8 protein-coding genes and 1 pseudogene are annotated in these 17782 nt (G+C 34.2%); 6 read left to right on the forward strand and 3 right to left on the reverse strand.

What is annotated here, in order from left to right:
• Positions 1 to 106: 106 nt before the first annotated feature.
• Positions 107 to 1417: a DEAD/DEAH box helicase gene (locus tag ACXGQW_RS08715; RefSeq protein WP_457822009.1), complete on the reverse strand. Its 1311-nt coding sequence runs from the start codon at positions 1415 to 1417 to the stop codon at positions 107 to 109.
• A gap of 195 nt (positions 1418 to 1612) precedes the next feature.
• Here ACXGQW_RS08715 and ACXGQW_RS08720 point away from each other — a divergent pair, with 195 nt between their 5' ends.
• From ACXGQW_RS08720 to ACXGQW_RS08745, 6 genes and pseudogenes are all read left to right on the forward strand, one after another.
• Positions 1613 to 2155 (forward strand): OmpH family outer membrane protein, encoded by a 543-nt coding sequence (locus tag ACXGQW_RS08720; protein WP_457822011.1) that lies wholly within the window; start codon positions 1613 to 1615, stop codon positions 2153 to 2155.
• A 55-nt stretch (positions 2156 to 2210) separates the two neighbouring features.
• Entirely contained in the window at positions 2211 to 2870 is a 660-nt protein-coding gene (locus ACXGQW_RS08725) for a hypothetical protein (RefSeq protein WP_457822013.1), read from the forward strand.
• Between the two features lie 93 nt (positions 2871 to 2963).
• Positions 2964 to 8066 (forward strand): hypothetical protein, encoded by a 5103-nt coding sequence (locus ACXGQW_RS08730; protein ID WP_457822015.1) that lies wholly within the window; start codon positions 2964 to 2966, stop codon positions 8064 to 8066.
• Between the two features lie 11 nt (positions 8067 to 8077).
• Complete coding sequence (locus tag ACXGQW_RS08735) at positions 8078 to 13597, forward strand: RHS repeat-associated core domain-containing protein (RefSeq protein WP_457822017.1); 5520 nt, start codon at positions 8078 to 8080, stop codon at positions 13595 to 13597.
• A gap of 12 nt (positions 13598 to 13609) precedes the next feature.
• Positions 13610 to 14578 carry a hypothetical protein gene (locus tag ACXGQW_RS08740; protein WP_457822019.1) on the forward strand — a complete coding sequence of 323 codons (969 nt, stop codon included), beginning with the start codon at positions 13610 to 13612 and terminating at the stop codon, positions 14576 to 14578.
• 746 nt (positions 14579 to 15324) lie between these two features.
• A pseudogene (locus ACXGQW_RS08745) lies at positions 15325 to 15444 on the forward strand (transposase); the annotation flags it as partial.
• A 204-nt stretch (positions 15445 to 15648) separates the two neighbouring features.
• Here the strand turns inward: ACXGQW_RS08745 and ACXGQW_RS08750 are convergent.
• Positions 15649 to 17211 carry an NAD(P)/FAD-dependent oxidoreductase gene (locus ACXGQW_RS08750; protein ID WP_457822021.1) on the reverse strand — a complete coding sequence of 521 codons (1563 nt, stop codon included), beginning with the start codon at positions 17209 to 17211 and terminating at the stop codon, positions 15649 to 15651.
• Positions 17212 to 17272: 61 nt separating this feature from the next.
• On the reverse strand, positions 17273 to 17719 hold the full coding sequence (locus ACXGQW_RS08755) for a KTSC domain-containing protein (protein WP_457822023.1): 447 nt from the start codon (positions 17717 to 17719) through the stop codon (positions 17273 to 17275).
• Positions 17720 to 17782 lie beyond the last annotated feature (63 nt).

Here is a 17782-nt window from a genome sequence, read left to right on the forward strand (position 1 = left end):
TTACTATCGGTATGGAGTTTCATTGTTATCCAAGTCGTAGTTAGACTTGTAACACAGGAAAAATTTTGAGGCAAGATGTTCTCTTTATTAGATTTGCTGTGATATATTATATTTCTGTAATTCTAACTTTCTTTTTCTTTAATCGTACGTTATTGATTTGTGCTATTAAGGATTTGGTATTTTTTACTTGTACAGATACAAATGCACAATCTTGCTTTAATTCAATTACACCTACTTGATTACCCGATAAATGTGCTTGTTTAATTAAAAGACCTGCAATATCTCCCTTAGATATTTTATCTTTTCTTCCTCCAGAAATGAATAACGTTTTCCACGGAGATGGTTCTGGAAATGTATGATTAGTTAAGCGTTCAACTTTATCAATATGGATAAAATCAGGTAATTCTTCTTTTTTCCATTGAATCACGTAGGCAGTACCTTCTTTGTGCATTCTAGCAGTTCTACCATTTCTGTGGGTAAATTCTTCTACTTTTAAAGGCAATTGGTAATGAATTAGAAAATCAATTTCGGGAACATCAATCCCTCGTGCGGCTAAATCCGTAGCAATTAAAATTCGATGAGTACCATTTCTAAATTTTATCAAAGCTCGTTCTCTATCTTTCTGTTCAAGACCTCCATAAAAGCAACCATGACTAATTTCATGGTCATTTAAATAATCGCTTACCCTCGCGATAGAATCTTTAAAGTTGCAGAATATAATTCCAGATTTATTTCCAATGTGGCAAAGTGTATCTACCAGAGTCTTTAGTTTATCTTTTTCTGGAGATAGTATTTTTTTGAGTACTAATTGTGATTTTTTCTCACTTAAAAAGTTAATTTCTTTAGAGCTTGTCATCCCTATAAAATCAGGAAGTTCAATTTCTTGAGTTGCAGAGGTTAGTATTTTTTGTTTTACAGCAGGAAGTAATCTCATAATTTCACTCATCTCATCCTCAAATCCTACTTCTAATGACTTATCAAATTCGTCTAAAATCAAAGTTTGAATATGCTGAGTGTCAAAACTATTCTTGCGCAAATGGTCCGCAATTCTACCAGGTGTTCCAATCAAAAGAGCAGGTATATGTGCCAATTCCACTTTATCCTTAGACATGGGTCTACCTCCATACACACAATTTGCTTTGTAGCCTGTACCCATCTCTCTAAATACCTGTTCTATTTGTATGGCCAATTCTCTAGACGGGGTAATAATCAGTGCTTGAACTTCAGAAATGTTGGCGTTCAGCTTATCTAGTAATGGAAGCAAAAAAGCCAATGTTTTCCCGGTTCCTGTTGGAGATAGCAACACAACATCTGTATTAGAATGAATGCCCTCCTGAGCAGCAACCTGCATAGGATTCAATTTTTTTATACCTAGCTTGGCTAAAATATGTATTTGACTTTTATAGTTGTTGGGCATCTTTATCTACGGATTTTTAAGTCGCAAGTTAGTATAAATAATTTGTAAGAGTTAGCGAACCTACTTGATGAGTCTTCAAACGGTAACTAAGTTCTATATGATTATTCACCAATGTTAATTTAATGTTAAATTAATTTTGATATTGTAAGTTATTGATTATAAATGCTTTTTTTTGTTGTGCTAAACTAAAACTACATGAAAAAAGAATCTTTGAGCCTACTGATCTCAGTGGCAGCCATTTTATTTGCCTTATTTACTTTTGTATTTCAATCATCTTCAAAAAAACATCAGGTTTACGTAGATGTAAATCAAATGATTGAAGGTTACAAAAAAACAGTAAAAATTAGAGCAGATTTTAAATTGAAGGCAACTCAAATGCAATCTAATGTTGATAGTATTGTAAAAAACTGGCAGGTTGAATTACAAGACTACGAAAAGACTCGCTCTAAAATGACTAAAAAAGAGCTGGCTTTAAAGCAAGAATTATTGGCTAATAAACAACAACAAGTTAATAATTATCAAGAGGCAGTCAAAAGACAACTAAGAGACGAAGATCAAAAAAACACACAAACTATTTTAAACGATATCAACGACTACGTAAAGTCTTACGGAAAAGATCACGGGTACGCTATTATTTTTGGAGCAACGGGATCTGGGAATATTATGTATGCAGAAGAAGGGGCTGATTTAACAGAAGACGTGTTAGCATCTCTAAATAAAGATTACAATCCAAAGTAGTACTGGAATTATAAGAAAAACATCTCTTTTATCTTAAAAAAAAAACTCAATTGCTATGAAGTTTTTAAAAGTCATACAGTCGATAACGATATTGATTGTGTTTTTAAGTTTGCAAGCTTGTGGGTCAAAAACATTTGATTCAGAAGACGACTTGTGGCAATATTTACAGGACAAAAACAACGGTTATCTACATAAAAAGCAGGTTAAAGGAATAGACTATTCTATACTCTATAAGCCCACAGATATACTAGTGAATCAAACATTAAGCCAATATTCAAAAAAGGCGATTGATAGTTTGCGTAATCATTACAGCCAGTATCTCTACTTCAATCTATCATTTTCTAAAAACCAACAAGAATTGCTGAGTACTGTCCCTAGAAACAAGCAACACTTTGGATCGATGGTCAATCAATTGGTATTTGGTATGGGAGAATATGTATATGCCTACACTAACAGAAGAGACACTTTGAGTTTGGTAGATTATATTTATCCACGAATGTATGGCGTTAGTAGCGGAACAAAAATGATGTTTGTGTATGAGGCTAATCAAGAAGAACTAAAAGCAGAACACTTGTTTTTAGAAATTAAAGATATGGGTTTGGGTACAGGAGATGTAAAGTTTAAAATTCCCACCAAGATTATAGAACAAGAGCCAAAATTAAATTTTGAGAAACTAAAAAACATCAATTCGAGTGATTCTGAAACTTTGGAATAACACCGAGAATCATTTTTTTAGATGTTGAACAATATAAAAATACAATTCCAAACTCGTTTTGGAGTCCATTAATGCCTAGTAGAAAAGCAACTTATGAAAAATTCATTTATTAAAAATCAAAAACAAAGAATCATCGCTTTGTTTTTCTTGTTTACTTTTTTAAATACGTTTGTGCCGTATAACGTTATTTACGCAAATAATAACGGACCTCAAGCTCCCGAAGCTGCAAGTTTTGAACCTGTAGATGCAACGGATATGGTAAACTTGTTTACAGGTGGGGTTAGCTACGTATTGCCCTTACTGAACGTCCCCTCACCAGAAGGGGGGTACCCTGTTTCATTGGCATATCATGCAGGTATTGCTATTGATCAACAATCTACGTGGGTAGGGCTAGGATGGAATTTAAATACAGGAGCCATTATTAGAAGCGTAAATGGTTACCCTGATGATTATAAAAATTCTAAACTAACAGAATTCTTTTATGACAAAGGAGGAGAAGACACATATCATTCGTTGTCAATGGCCTATTCAAATGGAGCATCAGTAGGTCTCAATTTATCGTGGGGAGGAAATCAGGGACTGAATGGTAGCGTGAGTATAGGTTTTGGAATAGATGTTGGCGTAGGACAGATAGGAGTTGGAGCCTCAATAGGGGAGCAAGGTGCATCTTTGAGTGTTGGATATGGACATCCATCAGGTTTGTCTGTTGGAATATCTGCTTCTACTGATGGAAAAGCAGGAGTCAATATAGGATTTGATAAAAATGGAGTAGGTTTAGGTATTGGGATTAGTACCGAAGGGAATATAAGCGGGGAATTTAGTGTATCAGGTAAAAGTAAGAATGGATATAACGCAGGTATGGGGATTACAATGTCTTCTGATGGAGTGGGGTTAAGGTTAAAAATAAGTAAGAGGTATAGTAGTACTGATAAAGATGGAAAACAAACTGCTCATAGTTTCAGTAGTTCAGGATCTTTGGGAGTAGGGGAAAACAACTCCTTTACGAATACTATTTCTCAGGGTGCTTACTCAATCAAACAAAGTGGGTTTACAATTCCTTTAATCATACCTACACCGATAGGGATTTTTTCGTTTTCATATGGACAGCAGAAGGTCAAATATCATGCAGGTAGCCTTAAAAATAACGAAGTTACGGGGCCTATACATTATGTTGATTATGCACAATTCCAGTATAGATTAGTTATTAGAGTGGAAAATGGAGGAATTGCGACGGGTGTAATCAAACTTTTTGATACCTTGGAAGAAGCTGTGAGTTACAGGTTCCCTTTTGTTGACAGTTACGATCGTGTTGAGTATCTAGATATTAATAGAGTTTCCCGTCCACGAAGAGATTTTATGGATGTTTATGAAGTTCCTCTTGACGATAATTTAGAATTATCAGACTCATATAACATTAATAATAATAACCCCATTTTTCCAGCTTATGATTCATATAAGGTTCAAGCTCAAGGATTGTCAGGAAGCATACATGCTAAACAAACTGATTCAGGTATTATAAACGGAATTACGGAGGATGATGGTTCCGTAGATTTTCCATATCAGGATATTGAGTTGGATCTTTACGACTATTGCAAATTTTCTAATAAGTCCTATTTTTATTTTGATAACGAAGTTTCTACTTTTCTGGATGTTAACAAGCCAAATTTTAATAGTGCAAGCAGTGCTTTAAATTTTACAAGCGTCTACGATATTGTAAATATAGGAAGCGATAATCCTCATAGGCATAAATTCAAATCAAATTACATAAGGTATTACACCAATAAAGAAATTTTGACTTCTGTTAGCAGTAATTTCTTAGACACAAAATCTAGTGGTTTTAATAGGGCGTTGATGCCTGAAACTGGTATTGGAGCGTACCAAGTAACCGCAGCTGATGGGAAGACTTACCATTATTCTTTACCGGTATACAACCATGAGATTGTTTCTCGAGTTTATGGTTTATCCAATGAAAACAAACAAGAAAACCAATCTTACTTAGAAAAAAGACAATTAGAGCCTTATGCTACGCATTGGCTATTAACTGCAGTTACAGGCCCTGATTACGTAGATAATGGTGATGGAATAGCTGGCGATGGAGATATGGGGTATTGGGTAAGTTTTGATTATGGAAAATGGTCAGATGCTTTTGTATGGACTTCACACCCAGGAGAGCAATATATTCAAATTGATCCAGCAGACCCCAGTAAAAAAAGATGGGAGAAAGGACGTAAAGATATATACTATTTAGATGCTATAAAGACACGTACTCATACTGCAATTTTTGTGAAATCAGAAGATACAGCTAATAAATCCATTTCTTGGGATTATAATTCAGTACCACATTACAGTTATGGATTGAGTGGGGGAGGATATAATGAGAACGACTATAATAATGGAAATATATTTAACATTCCGTCTCACAATAGTTTAAAACTCTTCAAAATTTTACTTTTTCAAAACAAAGATACTGATAATTTTTCAAAACTAACTTGGAGCCCTAGTCCTCCGCATATAGATATAAGCTTTAACAGTTCAGAAAAACCTAGTTATAGAGCTACTTACAATGCTTGGGGTAATGTGTTTGATGCTCAAGATCGAATTTATGAGGACAATGCCACAAAAGTAATAGAGTTAAATCAAAATTATAAATTATCGAACAGACAACTAACATTAAATAGTGTAAATTTCAAGGGGAAAAAAGGGATGAACGTAATTCCGCCTTACACATTTGGTTATGTAGAAGATATATCGTATAGGTATGACGGAAAGGACATGAATAACTGGGGATATAAACAAGGAAAACCAGAAATTTGGTCTTTAAACGAAATTGTTACACCGCAAGGAGGAAAAATTAATATCAATTATGAGAAACATAATTTTAAATCTCTAAATAATACAATAAGATCAGAGCATGTTGTCAATTTTTTTAGACTGTCACTGGATGAAAGAAATGAGTTGAATTCGGAACTCAAGTTAGAAAAGTCTGATATTTCTGACAGTTATAGGTATGCACAAACAGTTAAACCAATCTTTGAAAAGGATGATATCAAGGTACATTTAAGAACTGAAGATTTTATTCCAGTGAAATACCGATTTGGTGGAGGAACAAATGAAAGAAGCATAAATCTTCATTCGATAAGCAAAAGATATTATTTGAAATTTGTTGGAACAAAAAAGAAATTGGAGGGCGTAACTGTTGGTGATAAGGTGGATATTAAATTTATTAATAGAAATATTTATTTTGATGTTCCTAATGGCCACAATAAAGCCATTAGTTATTATTTTCTTTATGATGGAAGTGCAACAGTTATTACTAAAACTTCCGATAACGAGTTTTTATGCAAGTTAGACACTGATGCAGAGATAAGAGATCATTTAGAAGGTGAGAGGTTTACGAATTTCATTAATAAAAAAATGTCATTTGAAATTAGACCCTCAGGTAATTATTCATCAGCTGGAATTAGGGTAGCTAGTATCTCAACATCAGGAGGGCTTAATAGGTATGCTTCTAGTTATAAATATGGAGAAAATGAAAATGGACTAGGGTGGGTAAGCTATTTACCTTTCGTTCCCAACGTTAGAAAGGAAATTCCCTACAGTACCGAGTTGCCTGCCCCTATACCTATGTACGAATACGTTACTGTAAGGTCGAAAAGCACAAGCGACGTGGTTAGTCATAAAACTCAATATCATTTTAAAGTACTTAAAAATAAGATTGAAAACGAGATTCAATATGGAGATTTCTATGGAATAAAGATTAATGAAGATCAAGCTACTGGGAACGGTAAGCGTATTAGCATCAATGAATATATTGTTGAAGATAATTTAAACTGTTTAGGTCAACTATTGTCTGTTACGAATTTTAATAGTGAGGATCAGGTTTTAAACAAAGTAGAAAATCATTATTATGTACCTGATAATCTCCCTGAAAGTGGATCTGGAAAATTAGGAGTTGTTGAAGAGTCTTACATGTCTTTCAAAGAAGAAATACATGCAAATTCCAAAACATGGAACGTCAATTCAGTTATTAGAAGAAAGTACCCAAGTATTTTGAAGTCCAGTACAGAGACTAAGGGAGGAGTTAGTTATACGACTAAATTCGAGAATTTTGATGAAGTATCAGGCCAAGCAAAGGAGACTTATTCTTATTCAAGTACGGGAGAAGCTCTTAAAACAGTGAGTAAACCAGCTTTTAGAATTTATTCTAAAATGGGTAGTAAGGCAGACGATATTACAAACAAGAATATGTTGTCTCAAGGGTATTATTCTGTAAGTTATATAAAAGATAAAGAAAGGGATTGGAGAGCTTACAGTGCAGAGGTTCAAACATGGAAAGACTGGGATAGTAACGTTTGGCGTAAAGAGAAGAATTATGTTTGGAATGGCGACATTGATACTGAGGGGTTATATGTTGATTTTCAAGAACCTATAGGTGGAATTTTAAGTACTGATTGGCAAGTGGTTTCAGAAAACACAAAGTACAATCACTATTCTAAATTGCTAGAAGTAAAAGATGTTAATGGGAATTATGCTTCCACTAAAATGTGTGACAACCAAACGAAGACATTAGCCGTATGTAACGCAAAATATGAAGATATGTATTACACGGGTATGGAGTATAATTCAGAATCCGGTATCACTCTTAATAAAACCGCTAGTGTAAATAATTATAATTATCAAGATGCTCATACAGGAACAAAGTATTTAGTCTCTACTGGAAAAGATGCTATTTTAGAGGTTACAGTTCCAAGCGTAGATTCTCATCATAGAGATGGTCAGTATAAGTTTTCAGTTTGGGTAGATGCCGAAAGTATAAGACTGGGTCAATATCCTACCTTTACAGGAGGGAATATCGTCGAAGAAGAAACAGTATTTGCAGGAACATGGGCTATGGTAACGGGAGAAGTTGTAATTCCAAAAGAGGGAGGTACATACACACTAACAGCAGGTGCAGCTAACCAAAAGTTTGATGATTTTAGGCTGTATCCAATTACCTCTAGTATGACTGCCTATGTATATAATGAATGGGACGAGTTGAGTTACATAATAGGAGATAACGGGCTTTCCACACATTACAGTTATAATGTTGCGGGTGAGTTAAGAGAAGTTGAAAACGAAGTTCAAGATTTCAAAGGTATAGGTACTGGCGGTTTCAAAAGAACCTCTTCCTATATAAAGAAATACAAATTTAGGTAAAAGATAAAAAAATGAAAAAGATATTCATATTATGCGCTATATTATCAAACCTTTTTGCATTTGGTCAAGATGTATATGATGTTGAAATTAAAAGGACAAACGAGGATAATTTTTCAATAACGAGAAGTCTAAACGGTGGACCTGGTACTACACGTGAAATTACGAATTCAGGTGTAGATCCTTTGGAAATATTGATTCCTGCGGAGGTTGGTTATTCAACTATATATAACATAACCTATTTGACTACTGATTTTCAGACTCCTGCGCATTGGTATTCTAATGATAAACTGGTTTACGGAAGCCCCCCAAGTTTAGGAACTCCTGATTGGTTTAATCTTACGGTTACTAATCCAGGAATTACCAAAATTCAATTAAAGGTGCAAGGCCTGTTATCATATGATTTATTGACAGAGTTTGAAGATAGTAGAGTGTTCGATGGTTATGTTGCTTTAGAAAATGACCTTAATTATGATGATGGTCATTCAATTCTTCAAACTGATATTTCTTACGATTTGATTCATTTTAAAATTGTTCAAGGTGTCGCCTCGGGAAATATTTCTCGTTTATATATTGATAAAGATGGAGATGGTTATGGAGAGTTCAATCCAGCTACCAATGATTATGTATACGTGTACGATGCTGAGGGCTTTAATCAAACGGATTTGCAAAATTTGGAAGCTCAAGGTTATCTTTTGGGCGAGGTATACTTAGAAAACCCAAGAACCGATACAAACGATTTAGTTGAGTATATGGAGTTAAGTAAAACGGATCCTGTTAATTATCCTCCCTACGTTACCAATAAACTAGATACATGTCCAAACGAACAGGCTTATAATAATGGTTGCCCCTTTATATACGATTGGTACTTAGATAAAGACGGAGATGGGTTTGGAGAGGGGAATTCTAGAACAGATTATTCAGCTTATCCAACAGATCAGTTGCCGGACGATCCGTTTTTAGAAATATCGCAGATGTATTTGAGTGAATTTGTTAGCCGTTATAATTATGGATTATCTTTGGCTGAATATGGAAAAGTGCGCGGAAAAACGGTACTATTAAATAAAGATTTTTGTTTGAACGAACCAGGCTCTACAAAAGGGTGTAGTTATGGGCAGCATGCCCATTTTTACGATGATAATATCGTAGGTAGTACCACGTATGATATAGAAGGAAACATCCAAACCAAAGAATTATCCTTTTTTGACGCTTTAGGAAAAAACCTGCAAACTCAATCTTATGATATTTTACACAAGAAAATATTTAGTAATAAAATTTTGTATGACAATCAGGGAAGACAAAACTTTACGAGTTTTCCAGCCTCAATTACCGATACTGTAGGAATTCCCATTTCATTTAGCTACGCTCGTTCTTTGCTTGAAAACAAGCAGGGCAATGAATACAGACAATCAGATGTTATTAAAGACGGAGGTCCCTCTAAAGCTGGTAAAGCACCCAACACAGTTGGAGCCTATTACAGTGAAAATAACAACGCAGAACCTACTAAAGATGTTACAGATTATCCCTTCACGGTTAATGTTTACAGCGAACTAAACCCTGGCCAAACACTAAGAACTATTGGAGGTAACAAAATCAACGGAGAATGGAAGCAAGGTTTCTCCTATACTTTTCCGGCAGCTCAGGAATTGTATTATGCTTTTGGGTTCAATGAATTTGATAAATTGCCATCCGATTCTTATAATTACTACCGTAATAAGTTCGTGAAAAAGTTTTATGAAGGTTCTCATTATAGTGGTTATAGAATAGATATATTATCCAATGTATCTGAAGTTTGGGAGCAAGTTGATCAAGAAAGAAACACATCTTCAAATCCTTCAAACAACGCGTACGGTAGAGTAGAATTACATGTTTATCAACCAAATTCACAACATCTAGAATACGATAAAGTTTATACATTCAGGACTAAAGGAGCAAATCCGATAGAGTTTGAGGGAACTGTTTTTGAAAACCTAGGAAATATTTTTGTTGATCAGGGACTAAATGCCGAATTATTACTTTCTACGAGAGAAATTGATTTTGGGGGTGCTTTTTGGCTCAAAGCAACCAAGCAGGTTGTACAAGATATTCACGGAGTTGAAAATATTGTGTTTACAGATACTGACGGACAAACATTAGCGAGTGCTAGGTCTGGTGGAGCTATAAAATATCCAGTAGTTAATTTAATAGGAGAGCAAGGTTTTATAGATGTTCACATTCCAATAGGTTGTGGAAACAGTTTAGAGTTTTTAGGAAATACCAATCCATCCGATTATAAAATATGGAACTTGCGTACAGAAGAAGAAATTAATGATGATCAAATTAAAGAGCATTTACCTGCAGGGTTTTATAGGGTAGAATACATTGGAACAGATAAAAGTTCTAGATTAAAATATCCACCTTTGGCGAAGTTAGTTGATAAAACGCCAGAGCCACTATTAAATGGGTCAGATGAATCTGTAGGAGTTCGTTACCAGGTAAACTATTATGACTATACCGTAAACTACTATGATAAAGCAGGCAGACTCGTTAAAAGCAAACAACCTATCGCTTTTGATAACGAAGCCGCTTTAAGCAATGGAATACAAAATAACTATTTAAATAGGGTAGTAGACGGAGTTGCGGTAGATGGAGAAAGTACCTTTACTTATAATGCTTTGGGTCAGTTGATAGAAAGTAAAAGTCCAGATGAAGGAGAAGCTAGATTTTTGTATAGAAAAGATGGACAAATCAGATTTTCACAAAATGAGAAACAACGATTATCTCGAAAATTTTCATACACCAATTACGATCCTTTAGGACGACCTATTGAAAGTGGAGAAGCATTATTAGGAACACAACAAAAATTTACGAAAGAATCAGGGGATACTGAAGGGACTTTTGATTATTTAACATCGAATGAAGACACTACTTTAAGTTTTGTATTTAGTAACAATCCATCAGATACAAGAAGGGCAACTATTATATTGGAAGAGAAACTCGAGACCGTCTACGACTTGTCTGAGAATGTATCGTTGGTTATGCAAAACAAACCTACATCAGTTAGTTTACATCCCTCTTACGGAAAACAAACCTTTGTAAGAGGTAATGTAAGCTGTACAAAAAATAAAAATATAGAAACCTATTACAGCTATGATATTTATGGAAGAGTGAAATGGATTGTGCGTTATCTTAAAGATTTAGACAAAACATTAGATTTGGGCAAAACATTTACAATAGATTACGAATACGACCCAGTTACAAGTGAAGTAGTAACAGTAGATTATCAAAAGCATGAACCTACAGAGCGTTTTGTACACCGATACATGTACAATGTAGGAGGACAGCTAACCGATGTGCTCACCACAAACAATCCATTGGACGATAGTAAATGGGAGCATCAGGTAAGTTATCAGTACTACGAGAATGGAAGTCTCAAGCGAAAAGAGTTATCAAAGGATATAGATTTTGCCAATGGAGGTTATAATCAAGCTACAAAAACTGTAGCCTACGAACAACATAACGGAAAAGACAAAGTTTTACAAGGTATAGATTACGTATATAATTTGGCAGGACAATTAAAGCAAATCAACTCATTTAAAGCAAATGCAGACCCTGGAGGTGATACTAATGATGCTTTTGGAATGTACATAGGTTACTACCCAGGAGATTACTTAAGAAACGAATCTACAGGAGTTAGCTGGGAGGCTAAAAAGGATTTAGGAATACCGCAGTACAACGGAAATATTAGTAGAGTTATTTGGAAGAACGCTAAAAATGCAGATACAAGCGCAAAAAAATACGGAAGATATTTCTATAGATACGATGCACAAACAAATTGGTTAAAAGAAGCTAGTTTTAAGAAAGAACTACACGCAGGTAACACTAATTTAGAAGTAAATCTTAATTTAGACGGAAGTACAGATACCAGTACTACTCTAAACAAAGTAGCCAATAAATCTATTACAATACTGCCAGGCTTCACGTTTAAGGCGGAAGCAGGCAAAACGATGACAGCAAGCCTAGAGGCTAGAGCCAAACACATAGATCCAGAAGGAGCGTTTAACCTCTCTGACCTAAATTACGATGCCAACGGAAACATCCAGAGTTTACAAAGAAATGGTTTTAACCATGGAAACTCTAAAACTGCTGAAATGGACCATTTGGCTTATGAATACAATCCATCAAAGCCCAATCAGTTAATTAAAGTAACAGACGGTATAGGTAATGGAAGTCCCGTTTATGAAAAATTGGATTTTGGAGGAGAAACAACCTACGAATATAATGATATAGGTCAGTTAATTACAGAAACTTCGACAGACCAAGGAATAACCGAGTATACTTACAATGCAGCAGGATTGGTAACCAAAGTGAGCAATGTAACACTAAAAGAGGAAATAAATATAGCATATGACGATTTAGGTCAAAGGTTGTATAAAGAACACATAAAAAGTAATACTACTGTAGGAAAGACTCTGTATGTTAGAGATGCAAGTGGAAGTGTGATGAGTATATACAGTGTAGATGGCAACGGAAATACAACACAAGAAGAACTATCTATTTACGGATCAGGTAGAGTAGGAATAGCGAAAACAAATACAATAACTACAGAAAACAATACCAGTAAATATAGCTATACTTACGAACTAACAGACCATTTGGGAAACGTAAGAAATACTGTTCATAAAGATAACGGTAATGTTGTTAGTAAAGGTTTTGCAGACTACTTTCCTTTTGGTATGCCATTACCCGATAGAAACAGTATTAAAAACCAATATCGTTATGCTTACCAAGGACAAGAAAAAGACGAAGAAACAGGTAAAGAAGCTTTTGAGTTAAGATTATGGGATAGCCGTATTGGGAGGTGGTTGACGACGGATCCTGCAGGGCAACATTATAGTCCGTATTTAGGGATGGGAAATAATCCTATTAGGAGAATTGACCCTGATGGTGGTATAGATGGGGATCCATCAGATGGAGCGATTGTATATGACCAAGATATTCCAGGGTTACCTCGTTACCGTGAGTTAGCTGGTACTGTTGTTAGTGATAAGGATGTCGCTAATTTACCTTTTCGCTATAAAGGTTTTAGTCTTAAGTTTGAGACGCCATTAACTAGAGGTAATTTTCGTTTAGAGAGTATAGAAAGTGAAATTGCTTCTACTTTTGAAGGGGATCAAAGAAGGTACTCTATGTCAAATGATTGTGGTACAGTAGATTGTTCTAGATTTACTAAAGAAGTAGCTGAAATAGCTGGTTATACAATTCCTAGAGTTGCATACGATCAGGCTCAATGGTATCAAAATAATGGTACTTGGTCTAACAGGCTATCTGATGCACAAGCAGGTGATCATATATTTTGGCAGAGAGGTGTCAAGGCGTATCACACAGGTATGGTTTTAGAAGTATCGACATCCGCTGATGGAATAAGAAATATAATAGTTATTCAAGCGCAAGTCTATAATCATGAACCTGGTTCAATACAAATTAAAACTTTAAAGCAAAACGGAGAAATACCATATTTTTATCAGCCATTTGTTGGTGTTGGAAGAAGATAAATCAATTTATTTATGAAAATATTAAAGTTTGTAATATTAATCTTTCTTTTAAGTTGTAAAAAGGAAGTAGCTCAAGAGAAAAAAGATTTATTGAGCGCAGAAAAGTCAGATAAGATTAATAATTCGCCTGATAGAATATCTAGTAAAGAGCTTTATAAGCTTAAAGTTGATGATAGTAATATTGACCTAAAATATTTGAATGGTTTTGAATTAGACGCTGATACTCTTTACATGGTTAATAAAAATAACTTACTAAAGTTATGCATTAATAATACATATATAAAGTCAATTTATAACGGTGCTATTTTCAAATCTGATGGAGAGATTAACTTAAATTATATTTTTGATTTTAAAAAGATTGATCAAAATGAATATATATATAGGAATTTTAATTCTGTTTCTATTTATAATGATAAAAGAAAATCTATTACGAATTTTTTCAAGCAAAAAAAGATCTTGTATAGTTTTTTAGGTAATGACTATAATCTAGTATGTGATTACAATGGAGTCAAACTTTTAAATGAAGGCCTTGCATTGGTTGATTCTTTAAATTTTAAATTCTATGATAACTTATTTATAGATTCAAACTCTGGTTTTACATATTTTGATAACCCTTCTAATTCTATGATGAGTTTTTTCGTTTCAAATGGAAAAATTAAAAAAGAACAGATAAAGCCTTTAAAAAATATCATTGGAGTTCCAAGTATTGATGATTTTTATATTGGATTGATAACGGATAATTATATTATAGGTTTTGATTATATAGATAGGAGCTACATTTACTTCATTGATAAATCTAATTATAAAGTGGTTAAAAAAGTATTTCTAAGTTCAGAACTAAAACTACTACAAGAAATAATTCAAAATGAAGAAGGGCTACCTAATTTATATATAATTGATAAAGGAGATTCGTATTATGTTTTAGCTCTAAATATAAAGCAAGAATTAATTCTGTACCAGATTCTAAAATTTGATTTGTAGAGTTTTGTATCATCAGCACATTGTATTCTATGGTAAAATCCGCAGATTGACATTTAGCGTAAGCGTAATGGCAATATATACGTAGCTACTTTAAAAAGAGCTAAATGAAAATATCTTTATCATTTACAATAGCATTATAGAAATACAGAAAAACTAGCACATTGCCATATGAGTAGTGCAAGTTGTCTTTTGCAAAGGCAACTTATGCGTAGCTACGTTAAAAAAAGCTAAATAGAATAGAAAAGTTACTTGCCATTTGCAATGGCGGTTAAATAATAGCAAAAATGCCAACTTTTAAGAGTTGGCATTTTTTATGGATTCCCCGCTAGTCCTAGTTTATAAAATGTTTGCTAGTGCTAGTTTTAACTAGTACGGTTAGCTACTGAGATGCCAATAATAAAAACTACTTTATTTCTTTAGAGTGGTTTTTGTATTTTGTGTTTGCTATGAGTAGGAAATACAAATTTCATAACAAAAACGGTTTATACTTTGTAAGTTTTGCTACTGTCCATTGGATATATGTATTTATTAGACAAGTGTATTTAGATGTTTTATCAGACAGCGTTGTTTATTGCCGAAAAGAAAAAGGGATGTAATTGTATTGCTATTGTTTTATGCTCCCCGCTAGTCCTAGTTTATAAAATGTTTGCTAGTGCTAGTTTTTAACTAGTACGATTAGCTACTGAGATACCAATAATAAAAACTACTTTATTTCTTTAGAGTAGTTTTTGTATTTTGTGTTTGCTATGAGTAGGAAATACAAATTTCACAACAAAAACGGTTTATACTTTGTAAGTTTTGCTACTGTCCATTGGATAGATGTATTTACCAGACAAGTATATTTAGATGTTTTAGCAGACAGCGTAGGTTTAATCTTTTAAGTTTGCTATACTTAGCACTAGTAAATACTAGCGCTAGCTGGTGAAACCAATTTGTTTAATTGCAGTTTGTTTTTTTGTTGTTAAATCGTCAAGAATAATTTATTGGCAGGTAATACAACTTTTAAGAAGATAAGGATTAGATTCTGTGTCAGGCACAGAATAATGTTTACATTACCTAAAAATTACTCTCTACCCTCTCAAATTCTGTATAGCGGCCTCGGCACACCGTTCTCCGTCCATAGCCGCGGAAATAATTCCACCAGCGTAACCGCCACCTTCTCCACAAGGATACAAACCATCTATTTCTGGATGCTCTAAATTATCCTTACGAGGAATATTTACTGGAGATGAGGTTCTAGATTCTACTCCAATAATATTGGCTTCGTTGGTATTGTATCCATGCATTTTAGCACCAATTTGCGCAAAACCTTTACGCAATCTACCTCCTATAGCTTTCGGAAGTAAAGAGTGCAATGGTGATGATTTTAAACCTGGCTGATAAGACGTTGGATTTAACTCAGGAGATAATTTTCCATCAATAAAATCGGTTAATCTTTGTGCAGGGGCAGTTTGATTCCTTCCTCCAGAGGTAAAAGCCAAACGCTCCAAATCTTTTTGATATTGCAAGCCTTTCAAAGCTCCGTATTGCTCGTATTTTTGTAAATCTTTTTGAGCATTAATTTCTACTACAATTCCAGAATTGGCAAAAACATTATTTCTTTTAGAAGGAGACATTCCATTCACAACTACTTCTCCGTTTGCAGTAGCTGCAGGTACAATAAAACCGCCAGGACACATGCAAAAAGAATAAACTCCGCGTTCGCGTACTTGCTCTACCCATCCATAAGCAGCAGCTGGTAATAATTCATGTCTTTTTCCTTCGCAATGGTATTGAATCCCATCTATAATTTCTTGAGGATGTTCTACACGAACTCCCATGGCGAAAGATTTTGCTTGTAATGCAATCTCCTTTTTATGCAACAATTCATAAATATCTCGTGCCGAATGACCAGTTGCTAATATCAAAGCGTTGGCAGTCATCTCTCTACCATCTTGTAATTGGATGGCTTGCAGTTTGCTATTTTTTGTGATAATATCTACAACTCTGCTCTCAAAGTGAATTTCTCCACCGTATTTGATGATATTTTCACGAATATGAGCGATAATCTTAGGTAATTTATTCGTTCCGATATGCGGATGCGCATCAATTAAAATTTGTTCGGTAGCACCATGATATACTAGGTTTTCAAATATTCTACGAACGTCTCCGCGTTTTAAACTACGCGTGTATAATTTTCCATCAGAATAAGTACCAGCACCCCCCTCTCCAAAACAATAGTTGGAGTCTTCGTTTACCTTGTGAAACTGATTAATTTGACGTAAATCTCTACGTCTATCCTGTACATTTTTTCCACGTTCTAGAACTACGGGTTTGTACCCCAATTCTATGCAACGCAAGGCTGCATACATTCCGGCAGGACCAAAACCCACAATGTGTATTTCTGGCTTGTTGGAAACGTCTTGATAGTTAAATTGATATGCTGACTGTTCTGGTGCGGGTTCATTTACATAAACAGCAACTTTGTAGTTGAAATAAATTTGCGGTTTTCTAGCATCTATAGACTTACGCAAAACTTTTACAGAAGATACTTTACTCGCAGGAATACTTAACCATTGAGCAGCTTTTATTTTTAAAATATCGGCTTTACTTTCCTCCTGTAATTTAACACGTAATTGAATCTCTTTTACCATAATACAAAAGTAGTTTGTTTTTCGCTAGAACCATAAACTAAGCACAAACAAAGCTAATAATTTAAGCTTCTACTGTTCCCTTTTTAGATTTTCTGTATGTAAACGATTGAAAAATATTACGTCTTCCAAAATTGTTGATAGACTTGCTGTTTACGAATTTCAAGAATAATTTATGGTTAACTCCAAAGTACTCATAAGTATTACCATCTGTAAAGGTTACTTCTAACAACATGCTCTTGTGATGATAATCTGCAACTTGAGATTCCTTAATAGTTTTGGTGTAGGCTTCCAAATTGGCTTCCTTGGTTTCCGGAGCAATGCTTACTAAAAAGTGATATCCATCTATAATTTTTAGACTCTGTTTTTCAGCTTCTACTTTTTGATCTTCTTCCTGAAATTTGTCAGGGTGCCATTGCTTCACCAATCCTCTATAAGTAGTTTTTAGTTCTTTAAGAGAAATAGCTCCCTCAACATTAAAAAGCTTTTTATATTCGTTAATACGCTTCATGTTTTGTTTTTTTCAGGTTTGATGTGCAAAGCTATTTAATATAATATGAAATACGATGTTTTA

The sequence above is a fragment of the Wenyingzhuangia sp. IMCC45533 genome (genome assembly GCF_054111225.1).

Bases quoted from the DNA above. Each gene is read 5' to 3' on its own strand.
- ACXGQW_RS08735 (WP_457822017.1), top strand. From the start codon at position 8,078: ATGAAAAAGATATTCATATTATGCGCTATATTATCAAACCTTTTTGCA.
- ACXGQW_RS08720 (WP_457822011.1), top strand. From the start codon at position 1,613: ATGAAAAAAGAATCTTTGAGCCTACTGATCTCAGTGGCAGCCATTTTA.
- ACXGQW_RS08725 (WP_457822013.1), top strand. From the start codon at position 2,211: ATGAAGTTTTTAAAAGTCATACAGTCGATAACGATATTGATTGTGTTT.
- ACXGQW_RS08730 (WP_457822015.1), top strand. From the start codon at position 2,964: ATGAAAAATTCATTTATTAAAAATCAAAAACAAAGAATCATCGCTTTG.
- ACXGQW_RS08755 (WP_457822023.1), bottom strand. From the start codon at position 17,719: ATGAAGCGTATTAACGAATATAAAAAGCTTTTTAATGTTGAGGGAGCT.
- ACXGQW_RS08750 (WP_457822021.1), bottom strand. From the start codon at position 17,211: ATGGTAAAAGAGATTCAATTACGTGTTAAATTACAGGAGGAAAGTAAA.
- ACXGQW_RS08715 (WP_457822009.1), bottom strand. From the start codon at position 1,417: ATGCCCAACAACTATAAAAGTCAAATACATATTTTAGCCAAGCTAGGT.
- ACXGQW_RS08740 (WP_457822019.1), top strand. From the start codon at position 13,610: ATGAAAATATTAAAGTTTGTAATATTAATCTTTCTTTTAAGTTGTAAA.